Origin of the sequence: Thalassospira lucentensis (assembly GCF_001613805.1) — a bacterium.
Lineage (GTDB): Bacteria > Pseudomonadota > Alphaproteobacteria > Rhodospirillales > Thalassospiraceae > Thalassospira > Thalassospira lucentensis_A.
In genome coordinates, this window is the sequence record NZ_LPVY01000021.1 from 512,276 (window position 1) to 528,422 (window position 16,147).

15 protein-coding genes are annotated in these 16,147 nt (G+C 51.7%); 10 read left to right on the forward strand and 5 right to left on the reverse strand.

Going from position 1 to position 16,147, the window contains the following annotated elements:
- Positions 1-6 precede the first annotated feature (6 nt).
- Positions 7-1,683, reverse strand: a complete 1,677-nt coding sequence (locus tag AUP42_RS18060; protein ID WP_062952950.1) for an NAD+ synthase — start codon at positions 1,681-1,683, stop codon at positions 7-9.
- A 208-nt stretch (positions 1,684-1,891) separates the two neighbouring features.
- Between AUP42_RS18060 and AUP42_RS18065 the strand changes: the two genes are divergently transcribed.
- Genes AUP42_RS18065 through AUP42_RS18075 form a run of 3 tightly spaced genes read left to right on the forward strand, consistent with a single transcriptional unit; the run spans position 1,892 to position 4,179 of the window.
- Positions 1,892-2,236, forward strand: a complete 345-nt coding sequence (locus tag AUP42_RS18065) for a YbjQ family protein (protein ID WP_062952951.1) — start codon at positions 1,892-1,894, stop codon at positions 2,234-2,236.
- Between the two features lie 18 nt (positions 2,237-2,254).
- The gene (locus tag AUP42_RS18070) at positions 2,255-3,604 is read left to right on the forward strand and encodes a M48 family metalloprotease (protein ID WP_062952952.1); all 1,350 of its coding nucleotides are present in this window, start codon (positions 2,255-2,257) and stop codon (positions 3,602-3,604) included.
- A complete protein-coding gene (locus AUP42_RS18075) occupies positions 3,604-4,179 on the forward strand; it encodes a hypothetical protein (RefSeq protein ID WP_062952953.1) in 576 nt (191 codons plus the stop codon). The genes AUP42_RS18070 and AUP42_RS18075 overlap by 1 nt, the downstream gene beginning before the upstream one ends.
- 65 nt (positions 4,180-4,244) lie before the next feature.
- Here AUP42_RS18075 and AUP42_RS18080 read toward each other — a convergent pair whose 3' ends face one another.
- Positions 4,245-4,730: a hypothetical protein gene (locus AUP42_RS18080; RefSeq protein WP_062952954.1), complete on the reverse strand. Its 486-nt coding sequence runs from the start codon at positions 4,728-4,730 to the stop codon at positions 4,245-4,247.
- Between the two features lie 359 nt (positions 4,731-5,089).
- On the opposite strand from AUP42_RS18080, the gene AUP42_RS18085 reads away from it, so the two are divergent.
- The 3 genes from AUP42_RS18085 (at position 5,090) to AUP42_RS18095 (ending at position 8,478) form a co-directional block, all read left to right on the forward strand.
- Positions 5,090-6,073: a glycosyltransferase family 2 protein gene (locus AUP42_RS18085; RefSeq protein WP_231858339.1), complete on the forward strand. Its 984-nt coding sequence runs from the start codon at positions 5,090-5,092 to the stop codon at positions 6,071-6,073.
- The gene (gene asnB, locus AUP42_RS18090) at positions 6,074-7,936 is read left to right on the forward strand and encodes an asparagine synthase (glutamine-hydrolyzing) (RefSeq protein ID WP_062952955.1); all 1,863 of its coding nucleotides are present in this window, start codon (positions 6,074-6,076) and stop codon (positions 7,934-7,936) included. It begins immediately after the preceding gene.
- 167 nt (positions 7,937-8,103) lie between these two features.
- Entirely contained in the window at positions 8,104-8,478 is a 375-nt protein-coding gene (locus AUP42_RS18095) for a GtrA family protein (protein WP_062952956.1), read from the forward strand.
- Here AUP42_RS18095 and AUP42_RS18100 read toward each other — a convergent pair.
- Together AUP42_RS18100 and AUP42_RS18105 are read right to left on the reverse strand one after the other, a co-directional pair.
- Complete coding sequence (locus AUP42_RS18100) at positions 8,468-9,931, reverse strand: hypothetical protein (RefSeq protein WP_062952957.1); 1,464 nt, start codon at positions 9,929-9,931, stop codon at positions 8,468-8,470. The two genes, AUP42_RS18095 and AUP42_RS18100, sit on opposite strands and share 11 nt — an antisense overlap.
- A 92-nt stretch (positions 9,932-10,023) precedes the next feature.
- Entirely contained in the window at positions 10,024-11,409 is a 1,386-nt protein-coding gene (locus tag AUP42_RS18105) for a class II 3-deoxy-7-phosphoheptulonate synthase (RefSeq protein WP_062952958.1), read from the reverse strand.
- A gap of 409 nt (positions 11,410-11,818) precedes the next feature.
- On the opposite strand from AUP42_RS18105, the gene AUP42_RS18110 reads away from it, so the two are divergent.
- Together AUP42_RS18110 and AUP42_RS18115 are read left to right on the forward strand one after the other, a co-directional pair.
- On the forward strand, positions 11,819-12,568 hold the full coding sequence (locus AUP42_RS18110) for a sulfite exporter TauE/SafE family protein (RefSeq protein WP_062952959.1): 750 nt from the start codon (positions 11,819-11,821) through the stop codon (positions 12,566-12,568).
- A gap of 48 nt (positions 12,569-12,616) precedes the next feature.
- Entirely contained in the window at positions 12,617-13,186 is a 570-nt protein-coding gene (locus AUP42_RS18115; protein ID WP_062952960.1) for an IMPACT family protein, read from the forward strand.
- A gap of 25 nt (positions 13,187-13,211) precedes the next feature.
- Here the strand turns inward: AUP42_RS18115 and AUP42_RS18120 are convergent, their stop codons facing one another.
- Complete coding sequence (locus AUP42_RS18120) at positions 13,212-14,237, reverse strand: LacI family DNA-binding transcriptional regulator (RefSeq protein ID WP_062952961.1); 1,026 nt, start codon at positions 14,235-14,237, stop codon at positions 13,212-13,214.
- 142 nt (positions 14,238-14,379) lie between these two features.
- Between AUP42_RS18120 and AUP42_RS18125 the strand changes: the two genes are divergently transcribed.
- Together AUP42_RS18125 and AUP42_RS18130 are read left to right on the forward strand one after the other, a co-directional pair.
- Positions 14,380-14,991 carry a gluconokinase gene (locus tag AUP42_RS18125; protein ID WP_062952962.1) on the forward strand — a complete coding sequence of 204 codons (612 nt, stop codon included), beginning with the start codon at positions 14,380-14,382 and terminating at the stop codon, positions 14,989-14,991.
- Positions 14,988-16,016, forward strand: a complete 1,029-nt coding sequence (locus AUP42_RS18130; protein ID WP_062952963.1) for a TRAP transporter substrate-binding protein — start codon at positions 14,988-14,990, stop codon at positions 16,014-16,016. The genes AUP42_RS18125 and AUP42_RS18130 overlap by 4 nt, the downstream gene beginning before the upstream one ends.
- Positions 16,017-16,147 lie beyond the last annotated feature (131 nt).

The following is a 16,147-nucleotide window of genomic DNA, read 5'->3' on the forward strand; positions in this document are numbered from 1 at the left end:
TTTTTTTCAGGTCACTAAATTCGTGAAACCGTTGGTAATCGGATAGCGGCGGTCGCGGCCAAAGGCACGCGGAGTAATCTTGACCCCGGGTGGTGCCTGTCGGCGTTTATATTCCGCCCGATCCAGCAACCGCCAGACCCGGCGCACCGTGGCCTCGTCATGGCCGCTTTCGACAATCTCGGAAACAGACCGTTCGCCTTCAATCATCTGATGAAGGATATCATCAAGAACGTCATAAGGCGGCAGGCTATCTTCGTCTTTCTGATCCGGGCGCAGTTCGGCCGATGGCGGCTTGGTAATGATCCGTTCCGGGATCACAATGCCGTCCGGACCAAGCGCGCTCGCCGGATGATGGGCATTACGCCAATGGCAAAGCGCAAACACAGTCGTTTTGTAAAGGTCCTTCAAAACCGAATAGCCACCGCACATGTCACCATACAGCGTGGCGTAGCCGACCGACATTTCCGACTTGTTACCCGTCGTCAGAACCATATGGCCGAACTTGTTTGAAAGCCCCATCAGGATGATCCCGCGTGAACGGGCCTGAATGTTTTCTTCGGTAATGTCCGGATCACGGCCTTCGAATGCCGGGCCAAGCATCTGTTCGAATGCACCCATGGCAGGCCCGATATTGATGCTTTCAATGCCGGTTTTCAACATCCCGGCACATTGTTCGGCATCCTCAAGGCTTTCGCGTGACGTATAGGGAGACGGCATCATCACCAGCCGCACCCGATCCGCCCCCAGCGCATCAACAGCAATGGCCGCCGAAAGCGCGCTATCAATCCCCCCCGACATCCCAATCACAACACCAGGGAACCGGTTTTTGTTCACATAATCCCGAAGCCCCAGAACCAGTGTCTGGTAAATTGCATCAAGCCCGCTTGGATAATCGGCCTTTGGTGCATTTGCATCGCACCACCACCCGCCGTCTTCACCGCGCGACCATGTGCTGGTGACGACATCCTCGGCAAAGCCCGGCAGGGCCACGGCCAAGGAACCGTCACCGTTAAGGCCAAACGAACCGCCGTCAAACACCAGTTCGTCCTGGCCACCAACCTCGTTGCAGTAAATCATCGGAACGCCGGATTCACGTACCCGGTCCGCAATCAGGTTACGACGCAGATCACCCTTGTCGGCCTCGAACGGTGATCCGTTCGGCACCAGGAAAATTTCCGCTCCGCGATCTTTCAGATGGGCGATAACCTTTGGCGTCCAGACGTCCTCGCAGATCGGCACACCAAGTTTCACCCCGCGGAAGGACACGACATCGGGCATCGGTCCGGCGCTAAAGACGCGCTTTTCATCAAACACGCCATAATTCGGCAGGTCGTTTTTCGCCCGAACCGTTTCGATCTTGCCCTGATCGATCAGAAGAACCGCGTTAAAGCGTTCCCCGTCAATGTCCCACGGTGTCGTTAACAACAGGGCCGGGCCGTTTTTGAGGGCCTTGGTGCGTTCGCAGATATCATCGACCGCATGGCGCAGATGGCGCATGAAGGCAGGCTTCATTACCAGATCCTCGGGCGGATAGCCCGACAGAACCAGTTCGGAATAAAGGACAATATCCGCGCCCTGAACAGCCGCAGTTTCCCAGGCAGCCACAACTTTCTCGGCATTCCCGGCAACGTCGCCGACAATGGGGTTAAGCTGGGCAATTGCGATGGCAAGCATATTTGTCATGATGTTGGAATAGGAGGCGTCCGGTTTGGTGTCAATTGCCGAATGCGCGATAGCAGCACTGCATCGGCAACAATGCCGTATTTTTGCACTGTCATCGCAACTTCATTCACCGTCACTTGATAATCGCTTGCAATACGTTCTCAAAGTGGCTTTATTGCGCCAGCCGAAAAATCGGCACCAAAAACAATAATTTGAGACGAGCAAACCAATGACGAAAAACCAAAACACGGCGGCAGAATTGCCGGTCGTGACAATATCCCATATTCCGGGCCGTGAAATCAGCGAAAATCTAGGCATCGTATTTGGCAGTTCGGTTCGCAGCCGAAGCTTCCTGTTTGATATTTTTGCCTTTTTCAAAAACCTGTTTGGCGGCGAAGTGCGTTCTTATACCCGCCTTCTAGAACAGGCTCAGACCGAGGCCATCGAACGCCTGATCAGACAGGCCGGTGTGATGGATGCCGATGCGGTTGTTGATGTGCATTTTTCCACATCGCAGGTCGCATACAAGGCGGCTGAAATCTTTGCCTATGGCACGGCTGTTCGCCTGAAATAATCCCCGGAGTCTTCTCCAATGCAGGAACTATTTGTTCCGGGGATCATGCTAATGATCCTGATCGGGATCGCCTTTGTGACAGGCCGTCTGGCTGAAGCCGCCCACGAACGCGCCCTGCGCCGTGACGAGCAGCTTTTGCCAAATCAGCACCTGAGCACCGAGGACCATGTCCCCGAAGACATCGTTCTGCGTTACAGCAGAATGGTCACCGGCAAGGTTGTGATCGGCGAAGACCGCTTCCGCAATCTGCTTGCGCGTCTGCGCATTTTCGTTGGCGGCCGATTGGGGGCACACGAAGCCACCATCACGCGTGCCAAACGCGAAGCCATGCTGCGCATGCGGACCGACGCCAAGGGCGCATCCCACATTACCGGCATCCGCATGACCACCGCCCAGCTTGGCCGCGGCATGGTTGAAATGATGGTTTCGGGCACGGCCCTTTATACCGACAAACGCCCCAGCGGCGGATTTCCGTCCGCCCTGCCTGATGATGGCATCAATATCAGCCATAAAAACCTGCTGGTTGAATTTACATCGGCAAGTGCGGCGTTTCTGTTTATCTGCTGGGGCATTTACGCTGCCAGCGGCTTTGCTGTCGAATGGGCAACCCGCCAGATTTCGATCGAGGATGAAATCGCCATCTGGTCCGATCTTGAAGGCGACTACATCACCGAACGCCGCAGCGATGATCAACGCAGCCTGCCGGAACGCTATATCCTTGATCTGATCAACTCGATCCCGAAATCAGCCCTTGGCCCGGCTGCGGCCTATGATTTCGAAGTTGTCATCATCCCCGATGACACGCCAAATGCCGCCGCCCTGCCCGGCGGGCTGATCCTTGTGCATACCGGCATGCTTGAACTGGTCGATACCGAAAACGAACTGTTATCCATCCTTGGTCATGAAATCGGCCATTATAATGGCCGTGATCATCTTGAAGGGCTAGGGCGGCAGGCGGTTGGCGTTGCCCTGTCGGCGATGATGTTCCAGGTCGATGCGGTTCTGACCACCTGGATCGCCGGTTGGCCGAAAATGCTGGCCGATCTGGATTATTCCCGATCCCAGGAACTTGATGCCGATAAATGGGGGCTCGATATCGTCATGGCGAAATATGGCCATGCCACCGATGTCGCAACCACCTTTGCCAAGCTTGCAATGATGCAGGAGGATGAGAGCATGCTTGATTATCTCGGCACGCACCCTCATCCAATGGATCGCGTGCGACGCCTTAATAAAATGGTCGCGGACCGCAATCTGCCGCTTGGTGAACCGATACCGCTACAGACAGCTTTCGAACGCTATGTCGATGCCCTCGAAGGGCAATCAACAATCTACGACGAATACGAAGCTCCGGAAGGATCAGAATAATGCGTCTCTTTTTATCCCCGTTCCGCTTTCTTAGCGTCAGCGGCAAACCCAATATCGAATTCTGGTTCACCCAGTGCATCATTCTGGCATCAACGGTTCTTGGTGTGTATCTGGCAAGCTTTGCAGGCTTCCGGATTGCGGTTGATTTCGACCGCTATCAAAGTCTGTCGGATGTCAGCTATCTGGAAAAATCGCTTGAGGCCGAGTTTGTCGACAATATCGAGCGTGTAGAACAATGGATCGCGGAATATCCCGAAGCCCCGATGAAATGGCACGCCCGCGAACTGACGCCAGAAGCGACGCATCGGCTTGACGATATGGTCTGGTCGACGATGCGTTATTCACCGCGTACGTTCGAGGTCCATCCGGAAATCATTACTGGCGTGCGTCGTTTCTATACCGGTATCGAAGCCCAGATGACCAGTCTGTTCCAGCAACAGTCGGCCAACGGCTATTCCCGTCGCGCCATTGAAAACATGAAACAGCAGGTCGCGGCTGCACGCACCGATATCCTGCCAAAACTGCGTGGTGAAATCGAAACGCTTGATGCGGAACTGGCCGATATGATGGATTGATCGAGCAATCCGACAATGCGAAGGCCGGGAAACATAAAACACCCGGCCTTTTTTATGCGGAATTTTTACAGCGCCAGTGCAGCGTCAATTTCATCCTGGCTCATGGTTTTGGCCGACCCATGGATGATGCCACTTGCGACATCCATGAAACGCTGCAGGGACAATGTCACCGTACTGGCAGTTTCGCGTAAAAGGTCTTCATTACCCTCGGCAATCAGCGCATCAAGCTGCTCGTTAGCGCGAAACACGATGGCGTTCATATGCTCGATGGTTTCCTCGAATGGGCGGCGGAAACGAGCCGGCACATGCTCATAGGCCTCAATCGCCAGTTCCTTGTCGGAAAAGGCACTGTCACGGAAATGGTCCTGATAGCTTTTCGGCGCCCATTCCTTGCAGTCCTCAATCATGTCCGGCATGTCCGGAACCATTTCCAGAAGCATCACGATTTCATTGAAATGGTTCAGGTAATCGGTCGCAAGCAGCGTGGTCGAGGAAATGTTGGTTCCCTCCACTTTTTTCTGCCATGCGGCGAAATCCGCCTCATCCACCATGTTTCGTGCGACCCCTTCCCCAAAAGTCCCGCGATATCGTTCCGCGACCCTCTATACTTAAGGATGTTCTGCCTCGAGGTGTAGAGGGAAAATGCGGTTTGTGTACTAGAATCAATTAAGAGCACACCGTCAAAAGGGCTAAGCATACTGTTCACCCTGGATTTTCTCTCCAAGAGCAAATCAAACAAATCTCAAAAACCGGCAAGAAAAATTCTTTTCAAAAAAACGAAGTCACCAAACTTGCATCAAAAGTTTTGCGAATCTTCCCCTATTTCTATATTGGAAAACTCTTGTGACTTTTTGATAGTCAGCAGCAGCAGATCTGCTATCAACAACAATATGACAGGGGAACAACACAGGTGCAAAAGGGGAAAAATAAAGTGCGCGTGGAACCGGAGATTTCCGTCATTGTCCCAATATACAATGAGGAGGAAAGCATACAACTGCTCTGTGAAAAACTTTTTCCCGTTTTGGATAATCTGAATAAGTCATTTGAAATCGTATGCATCAATGATGGCAGTTCAGATAACTCTATGTCACTGTTGCAAAAACAGGCACAGACGCGCAGCGAACTCAAAATCGTAAATTTCAGAAGAAATTACGGACAGACTGCAGCTATGATGGCTGGCATCGACCATGCAAGCGGTGAAATTATTATCCCAATTGATGCTGACCTGCAAAATGACCCCAACGATATTCCCCGCCTACTCTGCAAAATAGAGGAAGGCTTCGATGTTGTTTCCGGGTGGCGCAAAGATCGACAAGATGCGGCCATTCGAAGAAACTTGGTTAGCCGAATAGCAAATCGCATGATCTCTAAAATTTCCGGAGTTCATCTGCATGACTATGGTTGCACGCTGAAGGCGTATAAAAAAGATGTTGTCAAAGGCATCAGACTATATGGGGAAATGCACAGATTCATTCCCGTTTATGCCACATGGATGGGGGCTAGGGTTTGTGAAATCCCTGTAACACATCATCAACGTCAGTTTGGTAAATCAAAGTACGGACTAGAACGTATTGCTAAGGTCCTGCTTGACCTGTTGGTCGTCAAGTTCTTGGATCGTCATTTTGTAAAACCAATTTATGTTTTTGGTGGCATAGGCCTAGTATCTCTTTGCTTATCTTTTTTTAGCGCAATCTGGATGATCTGGCTGAAGCTTTTTGAAAACACATCAATGATAGAAACTCCTTTGCCACTGCTTGTCACGATGACACTTTTGGTTGGCATCATGTGCATTCTATTGGGACTCTTAGCAGAGATGATCGTGAGAACCTACTTTGAGTCCCAAGATAGGAGAGCTTACCTAGTTCGCGACACAGTAAACCTCGAGAGCGAATAAATGTGCGGAATTACTGGGTTCATTGGCCGTGGGGATCATGCCGACATACTTGCAATGACAACCGCATTGGCACACAGAGGTCCAGATGGCGAAGGCTTTCACGTCGACGAAAGCAAACATGTTTATCTGGGTCACCGTCGATTAGCCGTTAGAGATATTGACGGTGGAGCTCAACCAATGTGGGACACAACGGGCTCAACTGGCATTGTTTACAACGGCGAAATATATAATTGCGACGAACTTCGAAGTGAACTCGAAGATGCAGGTTTCGTATTTCTGTCTTCGCACTCCGATACAGAGGTGCTCTTACACGGATACAGACATTGGGGACTTGAACTCGCCAAACGTCTGAATGGTATGTTTGCTTTTGCAATTATTGATAAAGATAGGCAGCAACTATATCTTGCCAGAGATAGATTTGGAGAAAAGCCCCTATTTTATACTCCAAATCCAGACTTCTTTGCATTTTCAAGTGAATTGAAGAGTCTGTCAAAACATTCGCGGCTAAGGCCAACCGTGTCAGACCGAGGTATGCAAAAACTGTTTGCATACGGTTATATTCCAGCCCCCAATACTCTATTAGATAACGTATTCAAACTCATTCCAGGTCACTATATGACCGTGAATATGGCGTCTCTTGAATTCTCTGTCGTAAAATACTGGGAATTCTCTTTATCTCCGAACAACGATTTGACTTCTGCTGATGACGACATACTAGCAGAACAATTAAGAGCATTGATTTTACGCTCCGTTGACCGACGCCTCGTCAGCGATGTTCCCCTAGGGATATTTCTAAGCGGCGGACTGGACTCAAGTGCTATTTTAAGCACTGCTGCAAAACTGAAAAGCCCAAATGAAATTTCGTCGTTCACTATTGGGTTTAACGAGAGGTCTTATGACGAGTCAGAATACGCCGGGAAGGTTGCCGAATTTATAGGATCAGAGCATCATTTGAAACTCCTCAGCATGAATGACGCTCAGAACTTGATCCCTCAAATATTAAGTCAACTCGATGAGCCGATCTGCGACGCCTCGTTGATGCCGACATACATGTTAAGCAAGTTCACCAAAGAGCATGTGACGGTCGCCCTATCGGGGGACGGAGGAGACGAACTTTTCGCAGGATACGATCCTTTTGTGGCCCTTAAGCCTGCACACCTATACAGCAAGTACATCCCCGGTCTTGCTCATAAACTTTTTAAATCTCTAGCAAATGCACTTCCAAAATCCGGGCGCAATATGAGCCTTGATTTCAAGTTGCGGCGGACCCTGTCGGGCTTGTCTTATCCTGAGTCCATTTGGGCCCCTGTTTGGATGGCTCCATTGCCTCCTGATCAGATCGCAAGCTTCTTCGAGACACCACTTCCCCTTGAGGAGCTCTACAGCGAAGCTATGGAAATCTGGGACAGTTCTCCTGCCGCCGATAGGGTTGATCGGCTTTTGAACTTTTTTACAATCTTATATTTGCAGAACAATATTTTAACGAAAGTTGATCGCGCCTCAATGATGTGTTCACTCGAAACACGCGCTATATTTTTGGACAATGATCTGGTGGATTTCTGCTGTAACCTGCCGTCACACTTCAAACTACGAAACGGGAAAAGGAAATTTTTGCTGAAAAAAGCAATGGAGCCACTTCTTCCTCACGAGATTATTTATCGCAAGAAGAAAGGCTTTGGAATTCCACTGGCAGACTGGTTGAAAAACACCCCAGAAGTCAGCACTGCAATTGGTATCGCGGGAATAGACAATTCTTTTGCTCGAAAACAATGGCATGATCATAAAAACGGTAAAAGTGATAACCGTTTTTTCATATGGACATGGCTATCGCTTCAATATGCAGCTCATCGCTCTGCCAGCTAAGGTCGCGAGTTAAAGAATTTAGCACTGAGAGAGTGGTATGAAAGCTGGACATTGTTAGTTTTCTGAACTGAGAGAGTATATCGCGCCCCATCTTTATACACACACTCAAGAATGTACCATGTGTATCGTTTTGTCTGGGGCGCTATATTGAAAAGCTATGAACTACAATGACTTCAATATCTAAATTTGTCGGCGTTGGTGCACTCACGACGCTTGTATCGTACTCAACCTATCTGCTTGCTTTGCAAATTCTAGCACCGATGTTGGCGTACATTTGCGCATTAATCGCTTCATTCATTATTCAAGTAGGAATGATGGCGCCTTTTGTATTCAAAGCCAAGCTTACCATCAGAAATGCGGCTACCGCGGCTCTCATTTACGCCGGTTATTCTACGATTTTTGCCGTATTAATGTGGTTCGCGTTAAAACTTGATGTTCCTCCGGTCTTGGCACCTTTTATTGTAATTATCATCGCCTCACCACTTCATTTCCTGGCGGGAAAAAAATGGATACATAATCCAGCAGATGACATCAGGATGTAAGTTCTTGGCGCCCCTTTCTACCGACCAAATTCTGCAGGCAAAAGGCCCCGACAACGATCGAAAATGGCAAAACTGGTGCAAGGTATCGCGGTTCAATATGAACCAAGGCATGCGAGGCCATAACGCCAAAATAAACTGACCAAAGCGAGCAACATACCAACACCTCACCTTTATTGGATTTCTTGCCAAGGCATAACCGCACAAACCAAACAACAGGAACAATGACGAAGGCGAGCGTAACAACAATTGCAATGAAACGCTCCACACTTTCCAAGGTGAATAGAGAAAATGCTCCTAGCCCATCAAAGACCCTCGATTTAAGCACGTTATAGTCGCCCCATGGGCGTTCACCTTTTATCCAGAAGCCAGTCTCCCGCAAGGAGGCTAAAGGACGAAAAGTAAGGAGTACAAATCTTTCGCGAAGATGACCAATCGTCATTCTGAGCATCGATAGCGGATATTCTGCCCATGTTTGAAAGTATTTTTCCTTAGAAATCATCGCTAATTCAGGCGCTTCATAGCCTTGAGAAAAAAGGCTCTTCTGTATGGCGAGCACTTCTGAAAAATCAAATTCAACAAAATTTTCGCGTGCAGTAACATCTATCACTTTCTGACCGGAGAATATTCTCTCGTCATTCCGAGCTGCGTCAGCAAGACCTTGAAGATAAACGGTTTGTCCACCCGTTGTTATAAATCTGGATCCAGTGCGCGTTTCGTTCCAGTGAATATATATTTGTGAAATAATCAGTAGGGGAGCAAAGAAAACAGTACCAGCAAGACAGGACCTGAAATGACGCGACTTTGTCAAAATTACTCTTATTACCAACGGAATAACAAAGAGAGAGGAAAGCACAAGGACTCCCTCTCTAAACAAAAACGATATTGATAATAGAGTCCCAAATAAAAATGATTGGAAAAATTTAATTGGCTCTCCACGGAGACTGCTAATAGCATTAGCGCTCAAAATAATTACAAAGATGCTGGCAACAACACTATCTGTCAAAATCATGTTATCAAGTGTCAAAGAATATGAAAACCCAGCAGAAAGCATACAAAAAACGCCAATGAGTGGTCGCAATTTCAGTTCGTGAATCAATCTGGAAAGATACACTAGCGACACAGCTGTGAGCGCAATTTGACACAGCACAACAGTCCACATCCAAAAATTCGGCGACAGAACTTTGAGAAAACCAATAAAAAGAGGATAACCCATCATTCTGAAAACGGTGATAGGCATCGCACCAGTCAAAAGGCCTGCATCATTCCACCAGCTTGAATCCTCAAATATCATATCGCCGTAGCTCATATATCCGCCGCTGTCTGGAGCAATTCCAGGGCCCCAATAGAGCAATACGGCAACTTTTAACGCCACAACAGCTAGAAGAGTTGAAAGGTAGATATTCCTATCATCGAGAGAGGAATTCCGGACTGAAGAAATGGGGCCTAACTTCACGGGATCAGTAACCTTTCTCGATTTCCTTACCACAACAAAAACGGGCACCCACAAGTTGAGCGCCCGTAAAAATATCAAGCTTTCATATCAAATCAAGCCGAGGCAGCAAGCTGTTCCGCACGAACGCTGTCACGTTCTTTTTTGATCATTTCGGCCATCAGGAACGCAAGCTCAAGCGCCTGTCCGCCATTCAGGCGCGGATCGCAATGGGTGTGGTAACGATCCGAGAGGCTATCGACGGTCACTTCACGTGCGCCGCCAATGCATTCGGTCACATCCGTGCCGGTCATTTCAAAATGAACACCACCGGCATGGGTACCTTCGGCCTTGTGCACGTCAAAGAACGATTTGACTTCCGACAGGATCGCATCGAACGGACGAGTTTTATACCCGTTCGCCGCCTTGATCGTGTTGCCATGCATCGGATCGCAGGACCAGACAACCTTGCGGCCCTCTGCCTTGACCCGCTTCACCAGACGGGGCAGGTGATCCTCGACCTTGCCTGCGCCCATACGCGCGATCAGGGTAAGGCGACCGGCTTCGTTTTTCGGGTTCAGGGCATCGATCAGACGGATCAGGTCGTCTTCTTCGGTGGTCGGTCCGCATTTCATGCCGATCGGGTTGTTCACACCGCGCATGAATTCCACATGCGCCCCGTCAAGCTGACGGGTACGGTCGCCAATCCACAACATATGCGCCGAACAGTCATACCAGTCGCCGGTCAGGCTGTCCTGACGGGTCAGGGCCTGCTCGTAACCCAGCAAAAGCGCCTCGTGCGAGGTATAGAAATCCGTCTCGCGCATCTGCGGTGCGGTTTCGGCGGTAATGCCGCAGGCCTGCATGAAGGCAACGGCCTCATCAATCTGGGTCGTCATCTTGCGATATCGTTCACCCGCGGGGCTGTTATCGACAAATGACAGGTTCCAGCGATGAATTTTGCTCAGATCGGCAAAACCACCCTGCGCGAAAGCACGCAGCAGGTTCAGGGTCGATGCCGACTGATTATAGGCGCGAATCTGACGCTGCGGGTCCGGAACACGGGCCTCGGACGTAAACTCGATGCCGTTGATATTGTCACCGCGATAGCTCGGCAGTTCGACACCATCGATGGTTTCCGTATCCGACGAACGCGGCTTGGCGAACTGCCCCGCCATGCGGCCAACCTTGACCACCGGGCATGCCGCGCCATAGGTCAGAACAACCGCCATCTGCAACATGACCTTAAAGGTATCGCGGATGTTGTTCGGGTGAAATTCCTTAAAGCTTTCGGCGCAGTCCCCGCCCTGCAGCAGGAATGCGTTGCCTTCGGCAACTTCGCCAAGCTTTTCTTTCAACGCGCGCGCTTCGCCAGCAAATACCAAAGGAGGATAGCTGCCGAGCTCTTGCTCTACGGCCTTGAGGGCCTGTGCATCCGGATAAGTCGGCATCTGCTTCACAGGCAGGTTGCGCCAGCTATCAATGCTCCAGCTCTTGCTCATTTGCTTCCTCTCAATCCGGCATGTTCATCATGCCGTTACTATACCATATAATCAGCGTCACAGCGGATTTCCGCCCATTCAACCGGCGCTGTCAACCGGGCCAAACTTGATACGGGTTTTGCAACCGCATTTCCACCCCTTCCGTGCAATTCGCAAAGAAAAACCCGCAAATTTTTGCCAATCGCCGCAAATAACACGCAAAGTTCCACCCCAAATTACCAATTGCAGATGGATTTGGGGAGTTGCCCGTTCCCGCAAGGACGATGAAAATCCTTCGAATCCAGACATCCCGTCAAACGACACAGCAAGCACGCCCAATACTTTAAGGATAAATAGTCATCAGCATTCAATTGCGCGATCCCCCATATCGCGGCACACTGCGCGCGCCACACCTCATTGCGGAAGCCCCATGTCCATTGAAACAATCGCGATTATTGCCTGCGCCTATTTTGTGGCCGCCTTTGTAAAAGGCGCAACCGGCCTGGGGTTTTCGACATCCGCCCTGCCGATCCTGGCCCTTGGACTTGGGCTCAAGGCCGGGATGCCGCTTGTGATCATTCCGTCGCTTGTCAGCAATTCGATCATCATGGCCCAGGCCGGGCATTTCCGCGAAACCGTCAACCGGTTCTGGCCGATGTTTGCGGCAACCATCCCGGGGCTTTTGATTGGTCTTGCCGTGCTTGGCATGGTTGACAGCGTACTGGCCGGTGCGGTGCTCGGGCTGGTTTTAATGAATTACGGGGCCATCACGCTGTTTCGTCATGGCAAACCTTTATCGGATAAAGTCGCGCACTATCTGGCACCGGTTTCCGGTTTTGCCACGGGGCTGGTGAATGGCATTACCGGTTCCCAGGTCATGCCCGTCCTACCCTTTTTGCTGTCATTGCGGCTTGATCCCAAACGCTTTATCCAAGCCATCAATATCTCGTTTAGCCTTTCAAGCATCGTGATGGCATTTGGCCTGACACGGATGGGGTTGATGACGCTTGAAACGGTCTGGATATCCTTGGCCGGGCTGGTTCCGGTTTACGCTGGCACCAAACTTGGCAGTGCGGTGCGCAACCGAATGGATGCCGAAACCTTCCGCAAGGTGGTTCTGGTCATGCTGATTATTTTCGGGGCGATATTGATCGGCAAATTCGCGCTGTCTCCGTCGTAAAACTTTAGCACGCTGGTGCAATGCGCCTGCCTTTGCTATCCAGTCGTGATGAAAACCGTCACCCGCCCCGCATTTGCCGAAACCGAAGAAAAGAAATCGCGCTTTCTGGCCGAACTGGTCCCTTATGATCATCTCGCGACAAGGCTTGCAGAATTGCGCGTCGCCCACCCCAAGGCCAATCACCATGTCACGGCCTATCGGTATCTGAATGACGAAAACCAGTTGATCGAGCATGGCAAGGATGACGGGGAGCCATCGTGCACATCCGGTGTTCCGTGCCTCAAGGTTCTTCAGGGGCGCGACCTGATTAATGTCGCGGTGATCGTCACCCGTTATTTTGGCGGTGTAAAACTTGGCACCGGCGGGTTGGTGCGGGCTTATAGCGGTGCTGCCAATGCGGTTTGCAGCGTTGCCGACGTCATCGATTATGTCCCGCAGGGTGAAGCAGACCTGTTTGCCGGTTTTTCCGATGCCGGAACGCTGGAGCAGGCCTGCGCACAGGATGGCATCACCGTTCTGGACCGACAGTTCGATGCCGAAGGCACATGCATGCGAATTTCGGGACCAAAGGAACTCGTGGCCGAGCTTGCCGGGCGTTTCCCGATCCATCGGGATTAGCAACTGGCGCGATCAGAACAGGCTATCAGGCCCGCCGTGCGGTGCTTTGACGTTCCTGCAACTGGAAACCAAGATCGACAACGCAGTTTTCCGGACCTTCCCCGTCCAATCTTGCGCTGATCATATCAACTGCCGTCTTGCCGATCCCGTAGCGGTTTGTCCGGATGCTGGTCAGTGACGGACAGGCCGCCGCCATCATTTCAAGATCGTTGAAACCGATGATGCCGAGGTCTTCGGGCACGCGCAGCCCGGCATGCTGGCAGCCGAACAGAACACCCAGCGCCATGTCATCGTTGTTGCAGAAAACCGCTTCTATATCGGGCCTTTTTTCGCGTAACGCCCCGATCAGCTCCGCGCCCAGCGACGTGCTTGATGATCGGGTTGTTGTCATGAAAAGTTCCGAGTCATACCGCCCCGATGAACGCAATGCTTCGGCAAAACCTTCCATACGGCGCCGCGACCGCGGATCCATCCGTGCGCCGATGAAACCGATCCTGCGATAGCCGCGCTGCAACAGGTGATATCCGGCCGCCCGCCCGCCTTCGAAATGCGAAAAGCCAACCATCATATCAATGGGGTCCGGATCGACTTCCATGATCTGGACCACCGGGCAATCTGCCTTTTCAAGCAAGGCGCGCGCTGCTTTGGTCTGATCGCCACCGGCAACGATCAGGGCAGCCGGACGCTGGCTCAGGAATATACGGATCAGGCGTTCTTCCTCGGCGGCGACATAGCGCGAATTGCCAAGCTGTACCTGAAGCGGTCCCTGTTCGAGCTCGTCATAAATCGCGCGCAGGGTATCGGCAAACACGTTGTTGGTCAGCGACGGCACGATCACGCCAACAATGTTCGAACGCGAAGATGCCAGCGCACTGGCATGGGAATGGGGAACGTAATCAAGCTTGCGAACCGCGGCATCAATACGTTCACGCAATGCTTCGGAAACCTTGGCCGGATCACGCAAGGCCCGTGAAACGGTGATCGTGCTGACACCGGCCCTGTCGGCTACATCAGCGATGGTCGGCCGTCCGGCCCCTCTGCGTTTTCTCATGTTTCCCTTCTCATACCTTCTTCCTCATATCCGCGATCCGCAGGTTTCACAATATCTGTTGACTCGATGTTAGCGCTATCATTATGTTAGCGCTAACAAACAATGACGGGCAAGACCCGCATAAAGAAAAGTCGAAAATGAAGTGGCGGGAGGAACAGCCATCAAAGCCGAATTTCTCATCGTGATGGGTGTCAGCGGATCGGGCAAAACCGAGGTCGCGCAACGCCTTGCCAACGCCTGCAATGGTGTGTGGCTTGACGCAGACGATTATCATCCTCCGCAAAATGTCGAAAACATGCGTAACGGCATGCCGCTAAATGACGAGATGCGCTGGCCTTGGCTGGCGTCGCTCAGTGCGGCGGCCAAACAGGCCGCACTTGGAATTGATACCGGTTCCGTCACGCCGAAAATCTTTATCGCCTGCTCGGCACTGAAACGGCGTTATCGCGATTTTCTGCGGGACCATATGGAACCTGCAACATTCGTTTTTCTGGACGGTTCGCGCGAAGTGATCCGGTCCCGGCTGGATCGCCGGGTCGGCCATTTCATGCCGCCCGGATTGCTTGACAGTCAGTTGGCCGATCTCGAACCGCTGGGGCCGGACGAGATCAGCGTGACTGTTTCCATCGACGCCCCGATTGAAGCCGTGGTTTCGGCCATTGCTGCGCGTCTTGCAGCAGGCGAAATCGACAGTCCATCCACCAAAACGCATAAGACCGCCGGAAAACCGGTAACCCAGGGAGAAGACAAATGACCCTATCGTTCAAGACACTCGCCGGAACCGCACTTGCCGCCAGCCTGATGATGGCATCGCCGCTGGCCGCAAATGCACAGGAATTCACCCTTAAAGTCCAGTCAAGCGATGCGGCCGGTGTGCCGAACTTCGTCATCGAACAGGAATGGGCCGCACGCGTTGGCAAAATGTCGGGCGGACGTATTGCTGTTGAAATGCTTCCGGTCAACTCGGTCGTCGAACATGCCGAAACCCAGGACGCGATTGCCGCAGGCATCATCGATGGTCACATCACCGACACCAGCTATTTCACCGGCAAGGACCCGGCATTCGGCCTGATCGCCAACCCGGTTGGCGCATGGTCGGCACCGTCCGAAATGCTGCGTTTCGTCGAATATGGCGGCGGCAAGGAACTGATGAATGAAATGCTTGAACCCTATGGTCTGCATTTCATCGGGGCTGTAACCCCGGGTCTGGAAGCATTCGTTTCGTCCAAGCCACTTGACGGTGTTGCCGATCTTAAAGGCCTTAAAATGCGCGCCCCCGAAGGCATGGTGCAGGAAGTCTTTGCCGCGGCCGGTGCGTCGCCGGTGAACATTCCGCAGTCCGAAGTTTTCACATCCCTTGATAAAAAAGTGATTGATGCCGCGGATGCGACCGTATTCTCGACCAACCAGGCAATGGGCCTGCACGATGTTGCCAAACATCCGGTCTATCCGGGCTTCCATTCCATGCCGATGCTTGAAGTTTCGGTCAACAAGGCGAAATGGGATTCAATGCCCGAAGACCTTCAGACCATCCTTGAGGTTTCGGTCCGCGATATGGCGCGCGACATGGACGCACAGCTTGCGATGAAAGACATGGAAGCCGTTGCCAAGGCACGTGCCGAGGGCGGTGTGACCATCCACAACTGGTCGGCCGAGGAGCGCAACAAATTCCGTAAAATCGCCACCAGCCAGTGGGAAAAAGTCGCCGGTCGTTCGGAAAATGCCCAGAAGGTTTATGATACACTGATCAAGTATCTGACCGCGCAAGGCATGATCTGATTGTGACCGCACGGTCATAGGATCACGGCAAAATAAACCCTGTCACCGGCGGTGCCCGGCCTTTCGGGCCCGCCGGTGACAAGCTGATACAATCCGGCCAAGCCCGATATAAGAGACGATATGGGGCGATG

Bases quoted from the DNA above. Each gene is read 5' to 3' on its own strand.
- AUP42_RS18060 (WP_062952950.1), bottom strand. From the start codon at position 1,683: ATGACAAATATGCTTGCCATCGCAATTGCCCAGCTTAACCCCATTGTC.
- AUP42_RS18065 (WP_062952951.1), top strand. From the start codon at position 1,892: ATGACGAAAAACCAAAACACGGCGGCAGAATTGCCGGTCGTGACAATA.
- AUP42_RS18070 (WP_062952952.1), top strand. From the start codon at position 2,255: ATGCAGGAACTATTTGTTCCGGGGATCATGCTAATGATCCTGATCGGG.
- AUP42_RS18075 (WP_062952953.1), top strand. From the start codon at position 3,604: ATGCGTCTCTTTTTATCCCCGTTCCGCTTTCTTAGCGTCAGCGGCAAA.
- AUP42_RS18080 (WP_062952954.1), bottom strand. From the start codon at position 4,730: ATGGTGGATGAGGCGGATTTCGCCGCATGGCAGAAAAAAGTGGAGGGA.
- asnB (WP_062952955.1), top strand. From the start codon at position 6,074: ATGTGCGGAATTACTGGGTTCATTGGCCGTGGGGATCATGCCGACATA.
- AUP42_RS18095 (WP_062952956.1), top strand. From the start codon at position 8,104: ATGACTTCAATATCTAAATTTGTCGGCGTTGGTGCACTCACGACGCTT.
- AUP42_RS18105 (WP_062952958.1), bottom strand. From the start codon at position 11,409: ATGAGCAAGAGCTGGAGCATTGATAGCTGGCGCAACCTGCCTGTGAAG.
- AUP42_RS18110 (WP_062952959.1), top strand. From the start codon at position 11,819: ATGTCCATTGAAACAATCGCGATTATTGCCTGCGCCTATTTTGTGGCC.
- AUP42_RS18115 (WP_062952960.1), top strand. From the start codon at position 12,617: ATGAAAACCGTCACCCGCCCCGCATTTGCCGAAACCGAAGAAAAGAAA.
- AUP42_RS18120 (WP_062952961.1), bottom strand. From the start codon at position 14,237: ATGAGAAAACGCAGAGGGGCCGGACGGCCGACCATCGCTGATGTAGCC.
- AUP42_RS18130 (WP_062952963.1), top strand. From the start codon at position 14,988: ATGACCCTATCGTTCAAGACACTCGCCGGAACCGCACTTGCCGCCAGC.